Source organism: Nannocystis pusilla, from assembly GCF_026626665.1.
In the GTDB taxonomy this organism is placed as follows: domain Bacteria; phylum Myxococcota_A; class Polyangia; order Nannocystales; family Nannocystaceae; genus Nannocystis; species Nannocystis pusilla.
In genome coordinates, this window is the sequence record NZ_JAPNKE010000002.1 from 5,536,651 (window position 1) to 5,552,644 (window position 15,994).

The 15,994-nt window shown below is 71.9% G+C and carries 10 protein-coding genes and 3 pseudogenes; 8 read left to right on the plus strand and 5 right to left on the minus strand.

Annotated elements, in window-relative coordinates; all coding sequences use genetic code 11:
- The first annotated feature begins 254 nt into the window (after positions 1-254).
- The gene (locus OV079_RS24595) at positions 255-1,367 is read left to right on the plus strand and encodes a vWA domain-containing protein (protein ID WP_267771289.1); all 1,113 of its coding nucleotides are present in this window, start codon (positions 255-257) and stop codon (positions 1,365-1,367) included.
- Positions 1,368-1,408: 41 nt separating this feature from the next.
- Here OV079_RS24595 and OV079_RS56205 read toward each other — a convergent pair whose 3' ends face one another.
- Complete coding sequence (locus OV079_RS56205; RefSeq protein ID WP_267771290.1) at positions 1,409-3,355, minus strand: hypothetical protein; 1,947 nt, start codon at positions 3,353-3,355, stop codon at positions 1,409-1,411.
- Positions 3,356-3,900: 545 nt separating this feature from the next.
- A pseudogene (locus tag OV079_RS56210) lies at positions 3,901-5,364 on the minus strand (LamG domain-containing protein); the annotation flags it as partial.
- Positions 5,365-5,676: 312 nt separating this feature from the next.
- On the opposite strand from OV079_RS56210, the gene OV079_RS24610 reads away from it, so the two are divergent.
- From OV079_RS24610 to OV079_RS24635, 6 genes and pseudogenes are all read left to right on the plus strand, one after another.
- Positions 5,677-6,267, plus strand: a complete 591-nt coding sequence (locus OV079_RS24610; protein WP_267771291.1) for an RNA polymerase sigma factor — start codon at positions 5,677-5,679, stop codon at positions 6,265-6,267.
- Between the two features lie 103 nt (positions 6,268-6,370).
- Entirely contained in the window at positions 6,371-6,997 is a 627-nt protein-coding gene (locus tag OV079_RS24615; RefSeq protein WP_267771292.1) for a hypothetical protein, read from the plus strand.
- Between the two features lie 533 nt (positions 6,998-7,530).
- Positions 7,531-7,803: a toprim domain-containing protein gene (locus OV079_RS24620; protein ID WP_267771294.1), complete on the plus strand. Its 273-nt coding sequence runs from the start codon at positions 7,531-7,533 to the stop codon at positions 7,801-7,803.
- A gap of 236 nt (positions 7,804-8,039) precedes the next feature.
- Positions 8,040-8,132: pseudogene (locus OV079_RS58510) on the plus strand (hypothetical protein); the annotation flags it as partial.
- 175 nt (positions 8,133-8,307) lie between these two features.
- Positions 8,308-10,023, plus strand: a complete 1,716-nt coding sequence (locus OV079_RS24630) for a DNA topoisomerase (RefSeq protein ID WP_267771296.1) — start codon at positions 8,308-8,310, stop codon at positions 10,021-10,023.
- Positions 10,020-12,599 carry a RecQ family ATP-dependent DNA helicase gene (locus tag OV079_RS24635; RefSeq protein ID WP_338088931.1) on the plus strand — a complete coding sequence of 860 codons (2,580 nt, stop codon included), beginning with the start codon at positions 10,020-10,022 and terminating at the stop codon, positions 12,597-12,599. Before OV079_RS24630 ends, OV079_RS24635 begins: the two co-directional genes overlap by 4 nt.
- A 58-nt stretch (positions 12,600-12,657) precedes the next feature.
- Here the strand turns inward: OV079_RS24635 and OV079_RS24640 are convergent, their stop codons facing one another.
- From OV079_RS24640 to rpmB, 3 genes and pseudogenes are all read right to left on the minus strand, one after another.
- Entirely contained in the window at positions 12,658-13,206 is a 549-nt protein-coding gene (locus OV079_RS24640; RefSeq protein ID WP_267771297.1) for a hypothetical protein, read from the minus strand.
- A 313-nt stretch (positions 13,207-13,519) separates the two neighbouring features.
- Positions 13,520-14,736, minus strand: a pseudogene (locus OV079_RS24650) (serine/threonine-protein kinase).
- Between the two features lie 78 nt (positions 14,737-14,814).
- Positions 14,815-15,051: a 50S ribosomal protein L28 gene (rpmB, locus tag OV079_RS24655; protein ID WP_267771299.1), complete on the minus strand. Its 237-nt coding sequence runs from the start codon at positions 15,049-15,051 to the stop codon at positions 14,815-14,817.
- Between the two features lie 275 nt (positions 15,052-15,326).
- Here rpmB and OV079_RS24660 point away from each other — a divergent pair, with 275 nt between their 5' ends.
- Positions 15,327-15,941 (plus strand): superoxide dismutase, encoded by a 615-nt coding sequence (locus OV079_RS24660; RefSeq protein ID WP_267771300.1) that lies wholly within the window; start codon positions 15,327-15,329, stop codon positions 15,939-15,941.
- Positions 15,942-15,994: the final 53 nt, after the last annotated feature.

Genomic DNA, 15,994 nt, shown 5'->3' on the forward strand with positions numbered 1-15,994 from the left:
GAAGCTCCCGTGCCTCGCGCCGGCGCCCTCGCCCACGTCGCGCGCATGCGCCCGCCGGCAAATCGCTGGATCGTGTTTCACTCGCGCCGACGCGCCACGGCCCGCGCACGCTCCGCCGCACGCGCCCGCATCGCTGCGGCGCTCCTCGCCAGGCGCCCCGCAGATCGGGGTCGATCGCCCGCGCGTGACCTCCGGGCCGCGGGCGGGGGTCTCCGCTTGCAAGCGCTTGGCTCCTGGGCGTACCGTGATTCTTGATGCGCGCCCTCGCCCTCACCCTGATCACGCTCGGCGTCCCCTGCCTCTCCGCCTGCAGCGACGACGGGGGCGGAGGAGGCACGAATCCGACCGCCGCGCCGACTCTGGGCGGGATCAGCAACTTGACCCTGACGAGCGACGGTACGACCACGGGCGGCACCGACAGCACCGGCACCAATCCCACCAGCACCGCCGGCACCGACGCCAGCACCAGCGAGCCTGCCACCAGCAACGTCGACAGCGGCCCCGCGCCCAAGTTCGACATCGGCGAGACCCCCGACGGCGGTCTGCCCATGCCCGACACGGGCTGCAAGAAGGTCGACCTGCTGTTCGTCATCGACAATAGCGGCAGCATGGCCGACGAGCAGATCAACCTCGTCAACAGCTTCCCCGACTTCGTGTCGGAGATGCAGACCCAGCTGTCCAACACCGACAGCTACCACGTCGGCGTGATCAGCAGCGACAGCAACGTCTACAACGGCGCCGGCTGCCAGATGTACGGCGGCCTCGTCAACCGCACCGGCGGCGCCAGCTCGAGCAACGCCACCTGCACCCCCTACGCCGGCGGCAAGAACTGGATGAGCGAGGCCGACGACCTCGGCACCAAGTTCTCCTGCGCCGGCCAGGTCGGCACCGGCGGCGACGGCAACGAGCAGCCGATGTACGCCATGCTGCAGGCGGTGCAGCCGCAGAACAACGCGCCCGGCGCCTGCAACGACGGCTTCATCCGCGACGACGCGCTGCTGGTCGTCGTCCTCATCACCGACGAGGAGGACGACCACGAGGTCGCCGCCTGCCAGCAATTGCCGCAGTCGGGCTCGCCCGGCGAACCCGGCAATTGGTACACCGGCCTGGTCACCGCCAAGGGCGGCGTCGAGACCAACATCGTCGTCCTGTCTCTCATCGGTCCCGTCAATCCGACCTGCCCCGCGCTCGACAAGTGCAACGGCGGCATCACCGGCGCCGAGCTGTCGCCGCGGATCGTGCAATTCACCGAGATGTTCACCAACGGCTTCATCGGCCAGATCTGCGCGCCCTCGTACAAGCAATTCTTCTCCGACGCGATCGGCCTCATCGACGAGGCCTGCGAGAACTTCATGCCCCCGGGCTGACCCGGCGACGAGCCCCGCTCGCCGCCGGGCCGCCGCCGCGCTCAGCCCATCGCGGTGCTCGTGAGCCCGTAGCCCATCTCGCACAGGTCGCTGGCCAGGATCGCCACCGCGCAGCTGGTCGTCAGCGCGTTGGCGGCCTTGATCCGGCTGTTGTCGACGCCGTCGAGCAGGCGGTACAGCCCGCGCAGGCTCCAATTCGCCATGCGGTAGCTGAACTGCGCCCAGAACTCCTCCTCCGCGAGCTCGCCCTGGGAGAACACGACGATCGCGGTCGCCAGCTCGCCGCAGCCGATCACCACCTCGATCACCCCGTCGACGATCGCGATCACCCCCTCGCCCTCGGGCCAGGAGATCGCCCACGCCGTCGACCCGATCATCCACAGCCCGCCGCACAGCGACAGCACGCCGTGGGTGATGCCGTACCACCGCGTATTTGCGTCGTCGAACGCCGCCGCGGCCGCGATGTCGAACGCCGCCGCGACCGCCGTCGTCGCCCCGCCGATGACGCTAAATGTCCACACCGCGGTGAAGTTGCCCTTCCACTCGCTCGCGCTGCGGGCGATGAACATCGACGAGTTGACGAGGCTGATGCCGAACTGCGTCCAGCGGATCGCCTCCTCCGCCTGCGACTTCGCCGACTTCTGCAGCGACGCCGTCGACTTGTTGCCGCCGCTCGTCAGCACCGCCGGCACCGCCCCGACCAGCGCGATGAGGCGCAGCATGTCGAGCTTGCGCCCGCGCAGGATCGCCACCTCGATCACCTCGGTGAGGTACGGAATCTTCAGCTGCGAGGTCAGCGTGCGCCGGGCCTGATCGACCAGGTCGGGGGTGTGGTCGGCGATCCAGCCCGTCAGCTCCGTCGTCACCTCTCGGCCGGCCGCCCACGTCTTCTTCGGCAGGTCGAGCAGCGCGTCCATCGACGTGTCCAGCACGTCGCTCGCGTCCAGCAGCGCCTTCGGCAGCGCCGCCGTCGTCGCCTCGTTCTCGGCCGCGGTCTTCGTCTTGTCGAGCTGCGTCGGCCCCTGCTTGCCCTTCGGGTCGTCCTCGAGCTTCGGCGGCGAGCCGGTGAACGCCTCCTCGATCACGTCGACCAGCCACTTGAGCTCGTCGAAGTCGGGCAGCTCGAAGTCACCGACGCCGAACGCCTTGCCGAGCGACTTGCCGGACAGCCCCGACCGCACCGGCCTCGCCACCAGCGCGTCGAGCATGGCCGGGATGTCGCGGATCTGCGCCGCGTACCCGCCGAGCTCGTCGAACTTGTCCCTCGCCAGCGCGTACAGCTCGTCGGACTTGGCGAGGAACTTCTCCCAGTTGAACAGCATCGCCAGGAACTCGATGAAGTCGCGGATCGCCGCGCCGATCCGCTTCAGGAACGCCTCGATCGCGCCGGCGACCTCGAGCGCCCCCGCCACGATCGTGCGGAACATCTTCTTCGAGCCGTCGACCACCATCTCGCCGACCACCATCACCGCGCCCCACGCGGTCTTCGTGGTGTCGACCGCGAGGTCGCGCGCGTCCTCGATGCAGTCGCGGATCACCGCTTCCCCGGTCCGCACCGCCGCCCCGGCGGCCTTGTTGGCCAGCTTCACCGCGTCCCCGGCGGCCGAGATCGTCAGCTTCGCCACGTCGCTGCCGAAGTCGATCACCGCGCTGCCGACCGCCTCGCCGACGTCCTCGACCACGTCCCAGACGTCGCCCCACGACAGCTTCTGCCCCTTCTTGATCGGCACCGGCGGGGCCGTCGGCAGCGCGCGGGCCGTGTCGCGCATGAACTGGGTCACCGCCTCGGCGTCGTCCTTCGGCATGTTGCTCTTCAGCACCGGCGTCTTGCCGGGCGGCGGCTGCTTCAGCGCCGACGCGCTGAGGCTCGCCAGCTGCCGCTGCGCCCCGTCGGCCGGGCGCACCACGGTCCAGCAGTCGGCGTCCATCCCGGGCGCGCGCAGCCGCAGCGCCGGGCAATCGAGCGACTTGGCGGCGAGCACCCGCACGCGCGCGCGACCCCCTCGCTGACCACCACCTTCACCGGGACGCCCGGCTTCCACGCCTCGAGCCGCTGCACCCCGCCGTCGCTGCGCACCACGGACACCGGCGCGTCGACGCGGACCTCGACCTCGCCCGCCAGCTTGCTGCCGCCGGCCGTGCGCGGCTCGATCGAGACCTCGTACACCGCGCAGCGGACCAGCGAGCCCTTGACCGTCCCGTACTCCTGCGCCGTCGGCACCTTGAGACCTACGTCCCCCCAACCCCCGAGGCCGACCTCGATCGTCTTGGTCGGGAACAGCGACACCGGCAATTCGTCGAGCAGCAGCTTGCCGGCCGCGCGCACGTGGACCCGGCGGGCGTCGCTCAGCGCCCGCAGCGGCGCGCCGACGCCGTCGCCCCACGTCAACTGGCCCATCGGCCGCGCGTGCTGACGGCGCGGCCCGGCGTCGATCGCCCAGCCCTCGGCGAGCGTGTCGAGGTGATAGCAATACACGAGCGAAGGCTCGTCGCCGCGAGCGCGGCGCAGCCACAGCGCCCGCACGTCCTCGAGCGAGCGCCCGCCCTGCCAAACGCGCAGCTCGGCGACCTCGCCCAGGAACTCCTCGCCGATCGTCCCGCCCGTGCGCACCCCGTCGCGCGCGACCGCCGGCGCCGCCACCTGCTGCTCGTGGACCGTGCGGCCGTCGACGAACGCTCTGAACATTCCGCCGCCGTCGACCGAGACGCACAGGTGCTGCCATTCGTCCGCGCGCACCACCCCGGGGACCTTGATCGCCGTCGGCCCGGTCTTGGCCACGAACTCGACGACGAGCGTCCCGTCGCCCATCCGCAGCCGGACGTTGAAAGAGTCCGGACCGCCGAGCGCGAACAACACCGGGTCCGCGGCCTTGCGCGGCCGGATCCACGCCTCGACCGTGATCCCGCCGGTGAAGTCGGTCGTCACCGGCGGCAGCTCGAGCACGTCGGGCTTCTCGTCCCACACCACCGCGCCCGGACTCGGGCTGCGCAGGACGTCGAGCTCGACGTCCTCGACCGCCTGGCCCCCGCCGGCCAGCTGCCCGTGCCGCTGCAGCGGGCCCGCGTCGCGCACGCTGGTCCCGTCGAGCTGGCCGGCGTAGTGCGCCAGCAGCCCCTGCGGCTCGGCCGAGGGCGCCCGCTCGCCGGCGGAGCGCACCCGCGCCAGCAGCCGCACGTCGGCGAGCGCGAGGCTCGGCGAGCCCTGGTCGCCGACGCGGATCGACGGCGTCGCCCCCAGCTTCGGCAGCGTCCCGGCGGCCGCGCGGATCCCATCGATGAAGATCGCCGCCGCCCCGTCGGCGGCGAACTCCACCGCGACGTGCGTCCACCGCCCCATCGTCATCGCCCCCGGCGCCAGGAGCTTCAGCACCCCCACGCGCAGCTCGAGCCCGCCGTTGTTCATCATCACGAGCAGCGGCCCGCCCTCGCCCCAGTACCAGATCACCCCGCCCTTGCCCGACGGCCGCACCCACATCTGAATGCTGAACCCCCCGCTCGTCTCCCCGGCCGAGACGCCCGGAATGTCGATATACCCCTTCGCCGCAACATCAATGACTCTCATCGTCGACTCCTCGTTCGCACCGCCGCCATGTCTAGCCGCTTTTGAAATGCCGCGTCGGCCCGATCGAAGGCCCTCCATCATTCCTCCACAATGCGCAATCGTATCCACGCGCACGGCCGCGCCGGCGCTCGATTCGAGCTCCATCGATTCTCCACACTCTCGAGCGGCTCGGCTCGCGCTCCACGACCTCGCAGGAGCGGTTACCCGCGCGCAGCCCCGCTCGCGCGCCATCGGCACCTCACTGTCTCGGGCCCTCGCGCAGGCGGCTCGGCCCTCCGTCGATTTCCACGGCCTCGGCCCCTCGCGCGCAGTCGGCTCGTTCCTCTGTCGATTCCCGGCGCCTGGCTCCCGATCGCGCCATCGATTCTCCACAGCCTCGATCCACGTACATGACTCCCGAAACATGTTCATTGAGACATCCAGGTGATGAACCATGTTCGCGGCGCCGCGGCCGCTCGCTTCGACCCGCGCGACGCTCGCCGGGCCTGGTCGCGGCGTCTCGCTCGCGGCCTCGCTCGCTCGTCCTCGGCGCCTCCATGAAGGGGACTTCCTCGCCGCTCGCGCCCGCGATGTCCTGCTCGCTGCGCTCGTCCCCGGCGTCGGCCCTGGCCGATGAGACGCACGCGCAGGCGGTGCGCGCCGCTCCTTGAAAGAGACCCGCGATCGACGACCGCGCGCGGTCCGCCGCGGACTCGTGACTTCGCGCCCGTCACCTTTTCCGCGCCGGCCCGTACCCTCCCGACAGACATGCAGCTCCCCTGGCCGCTGCGCGACGAGCTCCACGCGCGTCGCCTCGCCCGCGCCCGCGACGGCGACGGCGAGGCGTTCCGCGCGCTGTACCGCGACCTCTACCCCGATGTCGTCCGCTTCGTCGCCCGCCGCGTGTCGGCCCGGGCCGACGCCGAGGACCTCGCCGCCCGCGTGTTCGTCGCCTTCGTCGAGCGGCTCGGCGACTACGACCGCGAGCGCGGCAGCGTGCGCGGCTGGCTGCTCACCTTCGCCCGCAACGCGGTCATCGACCACTTGCGCAAGGCGCGGGCCACCGCCGCCCCCGAGCTGCTCGACCTCCTGCCGAGCGACGCCGTCGGCCCCGAGGGCGGCCTCCTCCAGCGCGAGCAGCTCGACCAGCTCGCCGCCCTCGTGCGCGAGCTCCCGGCCGACGCCCGCGAGCTCCTGGCCCTGCGCTTCGCCGACGGCCTGCGCCACCGCGAGATCGCCGAAGTCCTCGGCCTGCAGGAGGCCGCCGTCAAACAGCGCGTGTCGCGGGTCCTCCGCGACCTCCGCGCCCGCCTCCGCCCCGCCGCGGGCAAGAAAGGAGCCGAGAGTGCCCTGGCCTGATCGCCTCCCCGCCGCGCTGCGGCGCCTCTACCGCGCCGGCGCGCCTTCAGAACATGTTCTCTCGGACATGTCCGTTCCGCCAGCGTCTTTGGAACAGGACCTCATGGCCAGGTTCGCCCGCCGCCCCGCGCCCGCGCGGCTCGGCTTCGCCGGGTTCCTCCGCGGCCACCGCTGGGCCCTGTCGGCCGGCCTGGCCGCGGTCGCGGTCGCGGCGGCCTGCCGCCTGCCGTACGACTACGACCGCGGCTTCGGCGCGACGGTCTCGTGCGAGGTCCCCGGCGAGGACCTGCTGGACAGCGACCACGTGCGCGAGCTCGCCGACCGCCTGCAGCAGCGCGCCGGCGCCGAGCAGGTGACGGTGCGGGTCCACGCCGACCACGGCGGCCCGGGGACGCTCCTCATCGACCTGTGGGGCGAGGACGCCGCCCTCGTCGGCGACGATCTGCTGGCCGAGGTCGAGGACGTGCCGGCGCTACAGGCCGAGAACTGCCGGATCGAGCCGCTGGTGGAGACGGTCCACGGCACGCTCGGCGGCCGCTTCGGCCTCGAATGGTTCGACCTCGAGCTGCTCGACAAGGACGACGCCGAGGCCGCGCGCGCCCAGATCCTCGAGCGCCTCGAGGCCCGCGGCCTGCACGGCGACGCGCAGGTCGAGATCTCCGACGACGGCGCCGGCCGGCGCGAGGTCAAGATCCGCATCGAAGCCCAGGGCGAATTCACCGATCCGTGAGCCCGACTGAAAGGACATGTCCCGAGGGACATATCTTGAATGTCGCCGCTTCACCGCGCGCATCGACCCGAACCCGACCAGGCTCGCAGGGCTCTGTTCCCGCCTCGCAGGGTGCGCGTGTGGCAGCGACCCGGACCACGGTCTCGCCCGTCCTCCTCTCGCGCCTCCGTCCCCGCCTCGCCACGAGGCGCGCGTGGCAGCGACGCGGGCCTCGGGTCTCGCCCGTCTTCCTCTCGAGCCTCCGTCCCGGCCTCGCCACGATGCGCGTGTGACAGCGACGCACGCCTCGGTCTCGCCCGTCCTCCTCTCGCGCCTCCGTCCGGCCTCGCCACGAGGCGCGCGTGGCAGCGACGCGGGCCACGGATCGCAGCCGCCACGGCTGACGCCAGGGAGACCTGCGACGCGGCTGCGGCGCCCGCTTTGTCCGGTGCAAGACGCGCCTCGCAGCGCGAGTCGGGCGCGAGCCGGGCGCCTCGATCGGCGTGTGCTAAGGTCGCGCGCGCCCGGGTCCTCCGCCCGCGCCGCGCCCTTCCGTGACCACCCTCGTCATCGCCGAGAAGCCCTCCGTCGCCCGCGACATCGCCGCGGCGCTCGGCGTCACGGGGCGCCGCGACGGTTGGTTCGAGGGCGCCGGCTACCTCGTCACCTGGGCCATCGGTCACCTCGTCGCGCTCGCCCAGCCGCACGAGATCGACCCCGCGTGGAAGCGCTGGAGCCTCCTCACCCTGCCGATGCTGCCGCGGCAATTCCCGCTGGTCGTCATCCCCGACACCAAGAAGCAATCGCGGTGGTCCAGCGCCTCATGAGCGATCGCGCGGTCAAGCGGATCGTCTGCGCCACCGATGCCGGCCGCGAGGGCGAGCTGATCTTCCGCTACATCTACGACGCCGCCGGTTGTCGCAAACCGGTGAGCCGCCTGTGGATCTCGTCGCTCACCCGCGAGGCGATCCTCGCCGGCTTCTCGCGGCTGCGCGACGGCGCCGAATTCGACGATCTGGCCGACGCCGCGCGCGGTCGCAGCCGCGCCGACTGGCTGGTCGGCATGAACTTGTCGCGCGCCTACAGCCTGGTGCTCGACCAGGACATCTCGGTCGGCCGGGTGCAGACGCCGACCCTGGCGATCCTCGTCCAGCGCGAGCTGGCGATCCGCGACTTCGTGCCCGAGGACTACCGCGAGGTCGTGGCGCGCTTCCAGCCGGTCACCGACGCCGCCCCCGGCGGGTTCCTATGTCGGCACCTGGTTCCGCCCGCCGGCGCCCGGCGACGCCGACGACGAGCCGAGCAAGCGCAAGCGCCTCCCGGCCGACGGCGTGGAAGCAGCGGCCATCGTCGCGCGCGCCTTCGCCGGCCGGGCCGCGATCGCCTCGATCAAGGCCGAGACGCGATCGATCCCGCCCCCGCTGCTCTACGACCTCACCGAGCTGCAGCGCCACGCCAATCGCCTCTACGGCCTGAGCGCGCAGAAGACCCTCGACATCGCCCAATCGCTGTACGAGCGGCACAAGCTGATCAGCTATCCGCGCACCGACAGCCGCCATTTGTCCGCGGCCGTGGCCGCCACCCTCGGCGACGTCGTGGCCGCCGTCGGCGGGCAATATCCCGGCCTCCTGGCCCCCGGCACGGGCACGCGGCCGCTCGGCCGCCGCTTCGTCGACGACGCGCGGGTCACCGATCACCACGCCATCCTGCCCACCGCCAAGTCGGCCGGCGAGGGCCTGACCGCCCACGAGCAGAAGATCTATGATCTGATCTGCCGCCGGCTGCTCGCGGCCTGGCACGAGGACTACGTCTATTCGGCGACCACCGTGATCACCACGATCACGTCGGCGGACGAGCCGGCGATCGTCGATCATTACGAGAGCCGGGGCACCGCGATCCAGAAGCACGGCTGGAAGGTGCTCGAGGTCGGCCACGGCAAGTCGCCGGCGAAGCCGCGCGGCAAGGCTGCGGCGAATGAAACGGACCCCGGCGATCAAGCGTTGCCGGCCGGCCTCGCGCGCGGCCAATCGCAGCAGGTGCTCGAGGCGAAGGCCCTCGAGAAACAGACGCGACCGCCGCCGCGCCACACCGAGGCCACCCTGCTCACTGCGATGGAGACGGCCGGCCGGACGCTCGAGGAGAAAGAGCTGTCGGACGCGATGCGCGACCTCGGCCTCGGCACGCCCGCCACCCGCGCGCAGATCATCGAGACCCTCCTGCGCCGCGAATACACGATCCGCGAGGGCAAGTCGCTCGCGGCCACCGACAAGGGCATTTATCTGATCTCGGTCGTCCACCCCGACGTCAAGAGCCCGGCGATGACCGGCGAATGGGAGGCCAAGCTCAAGCGAATGTCGCGGGGCGAGGGCGACCTACCGACCTTCATGGCGGCGATCGAGTCGTTCGTCACCGAGGTCGTCGGCCGCGTCACCGGCCTCTCGCCGCCGCCGGCTCCGTCGCCCCGCGCCGGCGGCGAGAAGCGCCCGCCCACGACGAGCGAGCCCCCGGACCCGCGAACGAGCCCGGCCCCGTGCGCACGCGCGAGCCCGCTGCGACCCGTACCTCTCGCCGCACACCCGCGAGTGACTCGGCCACCATATTTGCTGGAGCTCCGCCGCATCGCGGGACCACCGGCGATCTCTTTGCCACCGCTCGCGCGACCCCTTCGCGCCCCGGGGCCACCGGCGATCCCTTCGCGGCCGATCCCTCGACGCCGCCGCAACGCGGTGCCACAGCCGACCTCTTCGCCGCTGCTCCCGCGACCTCACCGCGCCGCGGAACCACCGGCGACCTCTTCGCAACCGCGCCCTCGCCCCGGCCCGGAACCATCGGCGACCTCTTTGATTCCGCCCCTCCGACCTTGCCCCGACGCGGCACCACGGGCGACCTCTTTGATTCCGCCTCCGCAGCCCCGCGTGCCGACGACCGCTTTGATTCCGAGCCCGCGGCTTCGCCTCGCGGCTCCGCGAGCGACCATGCCGAGGCCACACCCGCGGCCCCGTCTCGCCGCACTGCTGCGAATGGCCGCCTGGATTCCGCCTCCGTGACCTCGCCTCGCCGCACTGCCGCGAGCAAGGCACATGAAGCCACGAGCGCGCCGCGCAGCCGGATCACGAGCGACTTTCTCCTGGCGACTCCCGCGACCCCGTCTCGTAGCGAAGCCACGAGCGCCGTCGATTCCACTCCCGCGACCCCGACTCGCCGCAGAGCCACGAGCGCCGCCGATTCCATTCCCGCGACCCCGTCTCGTCGCGGAACCACGAGCGCCGTCGATTCCATTCCCGCGCCCTCGACTCGTCGCAGAGCCACGAGTGACGTCGATTCCACTCCCGCGCCCCCAACTCGCCGCATAGCCACGAGCGACGTCGACTCCACTCCCGCGACCCCGACTCGCCGCAGAGGCACGGACGATTTCGATTCCACCCCTGCGGCCCCGACTCGCCACCGAGCCACGAGCGTCGTCGATCCCACTCCCGCGACCCCGGCTCGCCGCAGAGCCTCGAGCGACGTCGATTCCACCTTCGCTACCCCGCCTCGCCGCGAATCCGCGAGCGAAGTAGAGTCCGCTCCCGCCCCGCCACGCCGCCGCCCCGCGAGCGACGGGGATTCCGCTCCCGCGACCCCACCTCGCCGCGGAGCCACCGGAGAACTGTTCAATTCCGCCGCGACGCCTCGTCGCGGCTCCGCCAACGATTCGGACGACCGCTCGACCGCACCCCTCTACCCCGCTGCGAGCCCGCCTCTCCGCGCGGCTCCTCGTGCCGACGCCGCGTCCGACGACCTGCTCGGTCTGCTGCGCTCGCGGTTCGCCTTCTCCGGCTTTCGCCCCTACCAGGAGGCCGTCTGCCGCGCCGCCACGCGCGGCCGCGACCTCTTGTTGGTCATGCCGACCGGGGCCGGCAAATCGCTGTGTTATCAGCTCCCCGGCGTCGCGCGCGGCGGCACCACTCTGGTGATAAGCCCGCTCATCGCCTTGATGGAGGATCAATCCACCCGGCTCGCCGCTCAGGGCTTTCGCGCCGAGCGCATCCACTCGGGCCGCAGCCGCGGCGAATCGCGGCAGGCGTGCATCGATTATCTGGCCGGCGACCTCGACTTCCTGTTCATCGCCCCCGAGCGCCTGCGCGTGCCCGGCTTCCCCGAGATGCTCGCCCGGCGCACGCCGGCCCTGATCGCCGTCGACGAGGCCCACTGCATCTCGCAGTGGGGTCACGACTTTCGCCCGGATTATCGCATGCTCGGCCAGCGGCTGCCCGCCCTGCGTCCCGCGCCGATCATCGCCCTCACCGCCACCGCCACGCCCACCGTCCAGGACGACATCGTCGCCCAGCTCGGCCTGCGCGACGCCGGGCGCTTCATCCACGGCTTTCGCCGCACCAACATCGCTATCGAGGTGATCGAGCGCAACCCGGGCGAGCGCGCCGCGGCGATCCGCGAGCTCCTGTCGGACCGCGCGCGCCGGCCCGCGATCGTCTACGCCGCCACCCGCAAGAGCGCCGAGGAGCTGGCGAGCGCCCTCGGTCCGCGGCTCGCCGCGGCCTATCACGCGGGCATGAGCAACGACGACCGCGACCGCGTCCAGGCGGCTTTCCTGGCCGGCGAGCGCGAGGTCATCGTCGCCACCACCGCCTTCGGCATGGGCATCGACAAGGCCGACGTGCGCACGATCCTCCACGCCGCGCTGCCCGGCAGCCTCGAGGGCTATTATCAGGAGATCGGGCGGGCCGGCCGCGACGGTGCGCCGGCGCGGGCGGTCCTGTTCCACGCCTACGTCGATCGCAAGACCCACGAATTCTTCCACGAGCGCGATTACCCCGACCCGCTCGAGCTCGAGAAGATCTTCAAGAAATTGCCCAAGACGCCGACCGATCGGGCCGCGCTGAACAAGAAGCGCAGCCGCGCCGGGCGGGAGGCGTTCGAGCGGGCCCTCGAGAAGCTCGTGATCCACGGCGGCGCGATCGAGACCGGCGAGGAGCTGGCCCGGGGCGCGAGCACCTGGCAGGCCGGCTACGCCGCCCAGCGCGAGCACAAGCAGGCCCAGCTCCTGGGCATGGCCCGCTTCGCCGAGGGCCACGGCTGCCGCATGGTGCGGCTCGTGCGTCACTTCGGCGACCAGGAGGACAGCGGCGAGCCTTGTGGGATCTGCGACGCCTGCGCGCCCGCTCGTTGCATCGCCCAGGAGTACCGGGCGCCCAGCGCGAGCGAGCAGCGCCACGTGCAGCGCCTGCTCGCGGCGCTGGCCCAGGCCGACGGCCAGGCCACCGGCCGGCTCCACCGCGAGACCTTTCCCGACGGCGACGTCGATCGCCGCTCGTTCGAGCACCTGCTCGGCGGCCTGGTCGCGGCCGGCCTCGTGACCCTCGAGGACGCCACCTTCCCCAAGCGCGGCAAGCTCATCCCGTTCGAGCGCGCGACGCTGACGGAGGCCGGCCGGGCGCACGACATGACCGCGGCCGGGCTGATGCTGCCGAAGACGACGCCGGCCAAGAAGGCCAAGGCGACGAGCAAGCGGCGGTCGAGCCGTCCCGCCGGCGCGGCCAAGCGCAAGTCGGCGAAGCGCGCGAGCACCAAGCGCGCGAGCCCGGCCCGACGCAAGCGCGCGCCGGCCAAGGGCAGCGCGTGACGCCTGTCCGAACGGACAGGTCACTCCCGTGGCCGCCCCGAAGCGGGCGCCGCCGCGCTCAGTGGACCTCTTGCTTGTCGATCTTGACCTCGATCCGCCGGCCCTCGGCCCCGTCCTCGATCTGCACGTTCACGTTGCCGTCGACCCCGTCGGCCTGCAGCTGCTCGAGGATCTCCTGCTTCGCCTCCTCGGGCGACAGCTCCTTGCTGACCTCGATCACCGGCAGCTCACCCGCGCCACCGACCGCCGGCGCGGTCGTGATCGTCGCGCTCGCCAGCGCCGGGAACGTCGCCTTGAGCTCGGCGGCCAGCCCCTCCGCGGCGGGCAGCGACTTCGCGTACAGCTCGATCTCGAGCGACGTGCCGCCCGGATTGTCCTTCTTCAGCCGCACCATCGCCGCGCCGGTGTCCGCCGCCTTGCCCTCGAGGTGCTTGGCGATCGCCTGGGCCTGGGCGTGATCGAGGTCGGCGCCGTCGATCTGCACCTTGATGCCCGGCAGCTCGGCGAGCTCGGCCATGCGGGCCTGGACTTCGGGGTCGGTTTGGCAGCCCGCGGACGCGAGGTTGCCGAGAAGAAGGGCGAGCGAGGCGATGGTGGTGCGCAGCATGTTTGTCTCCGTCGCCTCGCTCTACGGGCGCCGAAGAAAAAGGTGACAGCCGCCGCGCTCGCCGCTCGCCGCCGCGGCTCCGCGCCGGTCCTCGCCTTCGCTCGCGGGATCGCGTCTGCGTTCGTCCCCTCGTCGCCAGGGCCCGGTCTTTGACCTCGCGCGCGTCGACGCCGACGTCCCCGCCGACATCGTCTCGACCGCGAGCTCCTCCATCCCGGCGCCTTCGAGGGCACCGACGGACGTCGAGGGGCCAAGTCGGCGACGCGCCCGCAACGACGCAGCGTTCACTCGCCGCCATGCGGCGGAGTGAGGCTCACACGCGCACGGTCGGGGCCGGGCCGTGCCAGGTCGGCGCCTCGCTGGCGCGGAACACCTCGCGCAGCTCGGCCGCGGTCTGGAACCGGCGCGACGGATCTTTCTCGAGCGCGCGGAGGATCAGCGTCTCCCACTCGACCGGGATGTCGGGGCGGAGCAGCCGCGGCGCCGGCACCGGGTCCTGGCAGTGGGCCAGGCCGAGGGCGATCGGCGACGGCGCGGCGAACGGCGGCCGACCGGTCAGCGCGTGGTAGAGCATCGCCCCGAGCGCGTAGATGTCGGTGCGCGCGTCGACGTGGCCGCCGCGGACCTGCTCGGGCGCCATGTACTCGGGTGTCCCGACGACCATGTTGGTCGCGGTCATCCCCGCCTCGGTCAGCGGGCGGGCGATCCCGAAGTCGATGATCTTGACCGTGCGATCGCCGGCGAGCAGCACGTTGGCCGGCTTGAGGTCGCGGTGGATGACGCCGGCGGCGTGCGCGGCGGCCAGGCCGTCGCACAGCTGCTCGGCGATCGGCCGCAGCGGGCCGCGGGGATCGCCCCGATCCGCGTGAGCCGGGCCGCGAGGCTCTCGCCGGCCACGTACTCCATCGACAGGAACAGCAGGCCGTTCTCCTCGCCGATGTCGTGCAAGCGCACGACGTTGGGATGGGAGATCCGCCTGGCCGTGCTGGCCTCGCGGCGCAGGCGATCGGCGGCGCCGGGGTCGAGCAGGCCGAGGCCGGCGACCACCTTGAGCGCGACCTCTTCGCCGAGTTGGTCGTCGCGCGCGAGGTAGACGGCACCCATGCCGCCGGCGCCGAGCAGGCGCGACACGACGAAGCGATTGGCCACGCGCTGACCGGGCCGGACCTGGCCGGCGATCAGGCTCTCGGCCTCGCCGGTCGCGGCCGAGACCGCGGCGCGCTGGGCCGGCGCGGGCCCGAGGGCGGCGATGCTCTGGGTCGCGACCGCGAGCCGCTGCAGCTTGGCGTTGAGCTCGAAGTCGACGTTGCAGACGATGGTCTCGAGCGACTGCACGCGCTGCTCGAGGACCTTTCGCTCCTCGATCAGCGCCTTGCGCTCTTCCATCAGGGCCTTGAGCTGGCCGGCCCCGGCGGACCCGCTCTCCAGCTCCTTCATCCGCTGTTCGTGCTTGAACCGGAGGTACTTCGGCCCGAGCAAGACCCCCAGCACGGTGATGAAGAAGAAGAGCGGGACGAAGATCTCGGCCATGCGCTCTTCTTTCTTACATCTGTGCGCCGGTCGGCTGACACGCGGACGGACGGCGATCTCGCCGCCTGGCGCCCGGGTTCAGACCTTCTCGCCGCGGGCGCGGAGCTCCGCGACGACCGCCTCGATGCCGCGCTTGTCGATCACGCGCAGACCGTGGGCGCTGACCCGCAGGGTGACCCAGCGGTCCTCGCTCGGCACGAAGAAGCGCTTGCGGTGCAGGTTGGGGATGTTCCGCTTGTGAGTGCGGATGTGCGAATGCGACACGTTCATGCCGCCCTGAGGGCGCTTCCCGGTGACCTGACAGACTTGCGACATAGCGAGCGGCCTTATGCGTTGGAGGGCCGGGAAGGTAGCCGCGGGTTCCCGCGAGTGTCAAGGGAGCGTCCGCCCTCCGCGGCCGGGCCCGAGCGTGCGGCGCTCCCGCGATTTTCGCCGGCCCGACCCGGGCGCTGCTGCCCGGCAGAGGCCCGAAGCGGCCATGGAGGCCCGGATGTCGCGTCCTGCAGCCGCTGTGCGCCGCGTCCGCCCTGTGCGCTAACGCTCATTTTCACCACCGGTGCTACCTTGCCGGCCGCCGAGGAGAGCGACTGATGAGCGGTTCCAAGTACGCGCCCACCGAGTACAAGGCGAAGGATTACAAGCACCTCCGGGGGCTGGTCGGGATCACCGACGAGCAGATCGAGGTCCACCTCAAGCTCTACGGCGGTTACGTCGACCGCACCAACGCCCTGTTCGCCAGGGTCGCGGGCCTCAGCAACGAGGGCAAGACCGGCGACTCCAGCTTCCAGGAGCTCAAGCGCCGGGCCGGCTGGGAGTGGAACGGCATGCGCCTCCACGAGTACTACTTCGACGGCCTGACCGCGAAGGCCGGTGAGCTGCGCGCCGACAACCCGTTCGCCAAGGCGGTCGCCGCGCAGTTCGGCAGCGTCGAGGCGTGGAAGGCCGATCTCGTCGGCGTCGCCAAGATGCCGGGCGTCGGCTGGGCCCTCACCTACCTCGACCCGAACAACGGCCAGGTCTGGAACCACTGGGTCGAGGACCACCAGGACGGCCACCCCGCCGGCGGCCGCCTGCTGCTCGCGCTCGACGTGTGGGAGCACGCCTTCGCCGTCTACCGCAAGCCGCTGCCGCCCGAGCGCGCGGCGTACATCGAGGACTTCTTCGCCAACGTCGACTGGGACGTGATCGCCGAGCGCCTCGGCTGATCGGAAGATGTCTCATGGGTCATGTCCATGAGGACATGGCCTCAAGACCCAGC

What these genes read in the sequence shown, in the direction of transcription:
- OV079_RS24595 (WP_267771289.1), top strand. Translation starts at nt 255, where the DNA reads ATGCGCGCCCTCGCCCTCACCCTGATCACGCTCGGCGTCCCCTGCCTC.
- OV079_RS24610 (WP_267771291.1), top strand. Translation starts at nt 5,677, where the DNA reads ATGCAGCTCCCCTGGCCGCTGCGCGACGAGCTCCACGCGCGTCGCCTC.
- OV079_RS24615 (WP_267771292.1), top strand. Translation starts at nt 6,371, where the DNA reads ATGGCCAGGTTCGCCCGCCGCCCCGCGCCCGCGCGGCTCGGCTTCGCC.
- OV079_RS24640 (WP_267771297.1), bottom strand. Translation starts at nt 13,206, where the DNA reads ATGCTGCGCACCACCATCGCCTCGCTCGCCCTTCTTCTCGGCAACCTC.
- rpmB (WP_267771299.1), bottom strand. Translation starts at nt 15,051, where the DNA reads ATGTCGCAAGTCTGTCAGGTCACCGGGAAGCGCCCTCAGGGCGGCATG.
- OV079_RS24660 (WP_267771300.1), top strand. Translation starts at nt 15,327, where the DNA reads ATGAGCGGTTCCAAGTACGCGCCCACCGAGTACAAGGCGAAGGATTAC.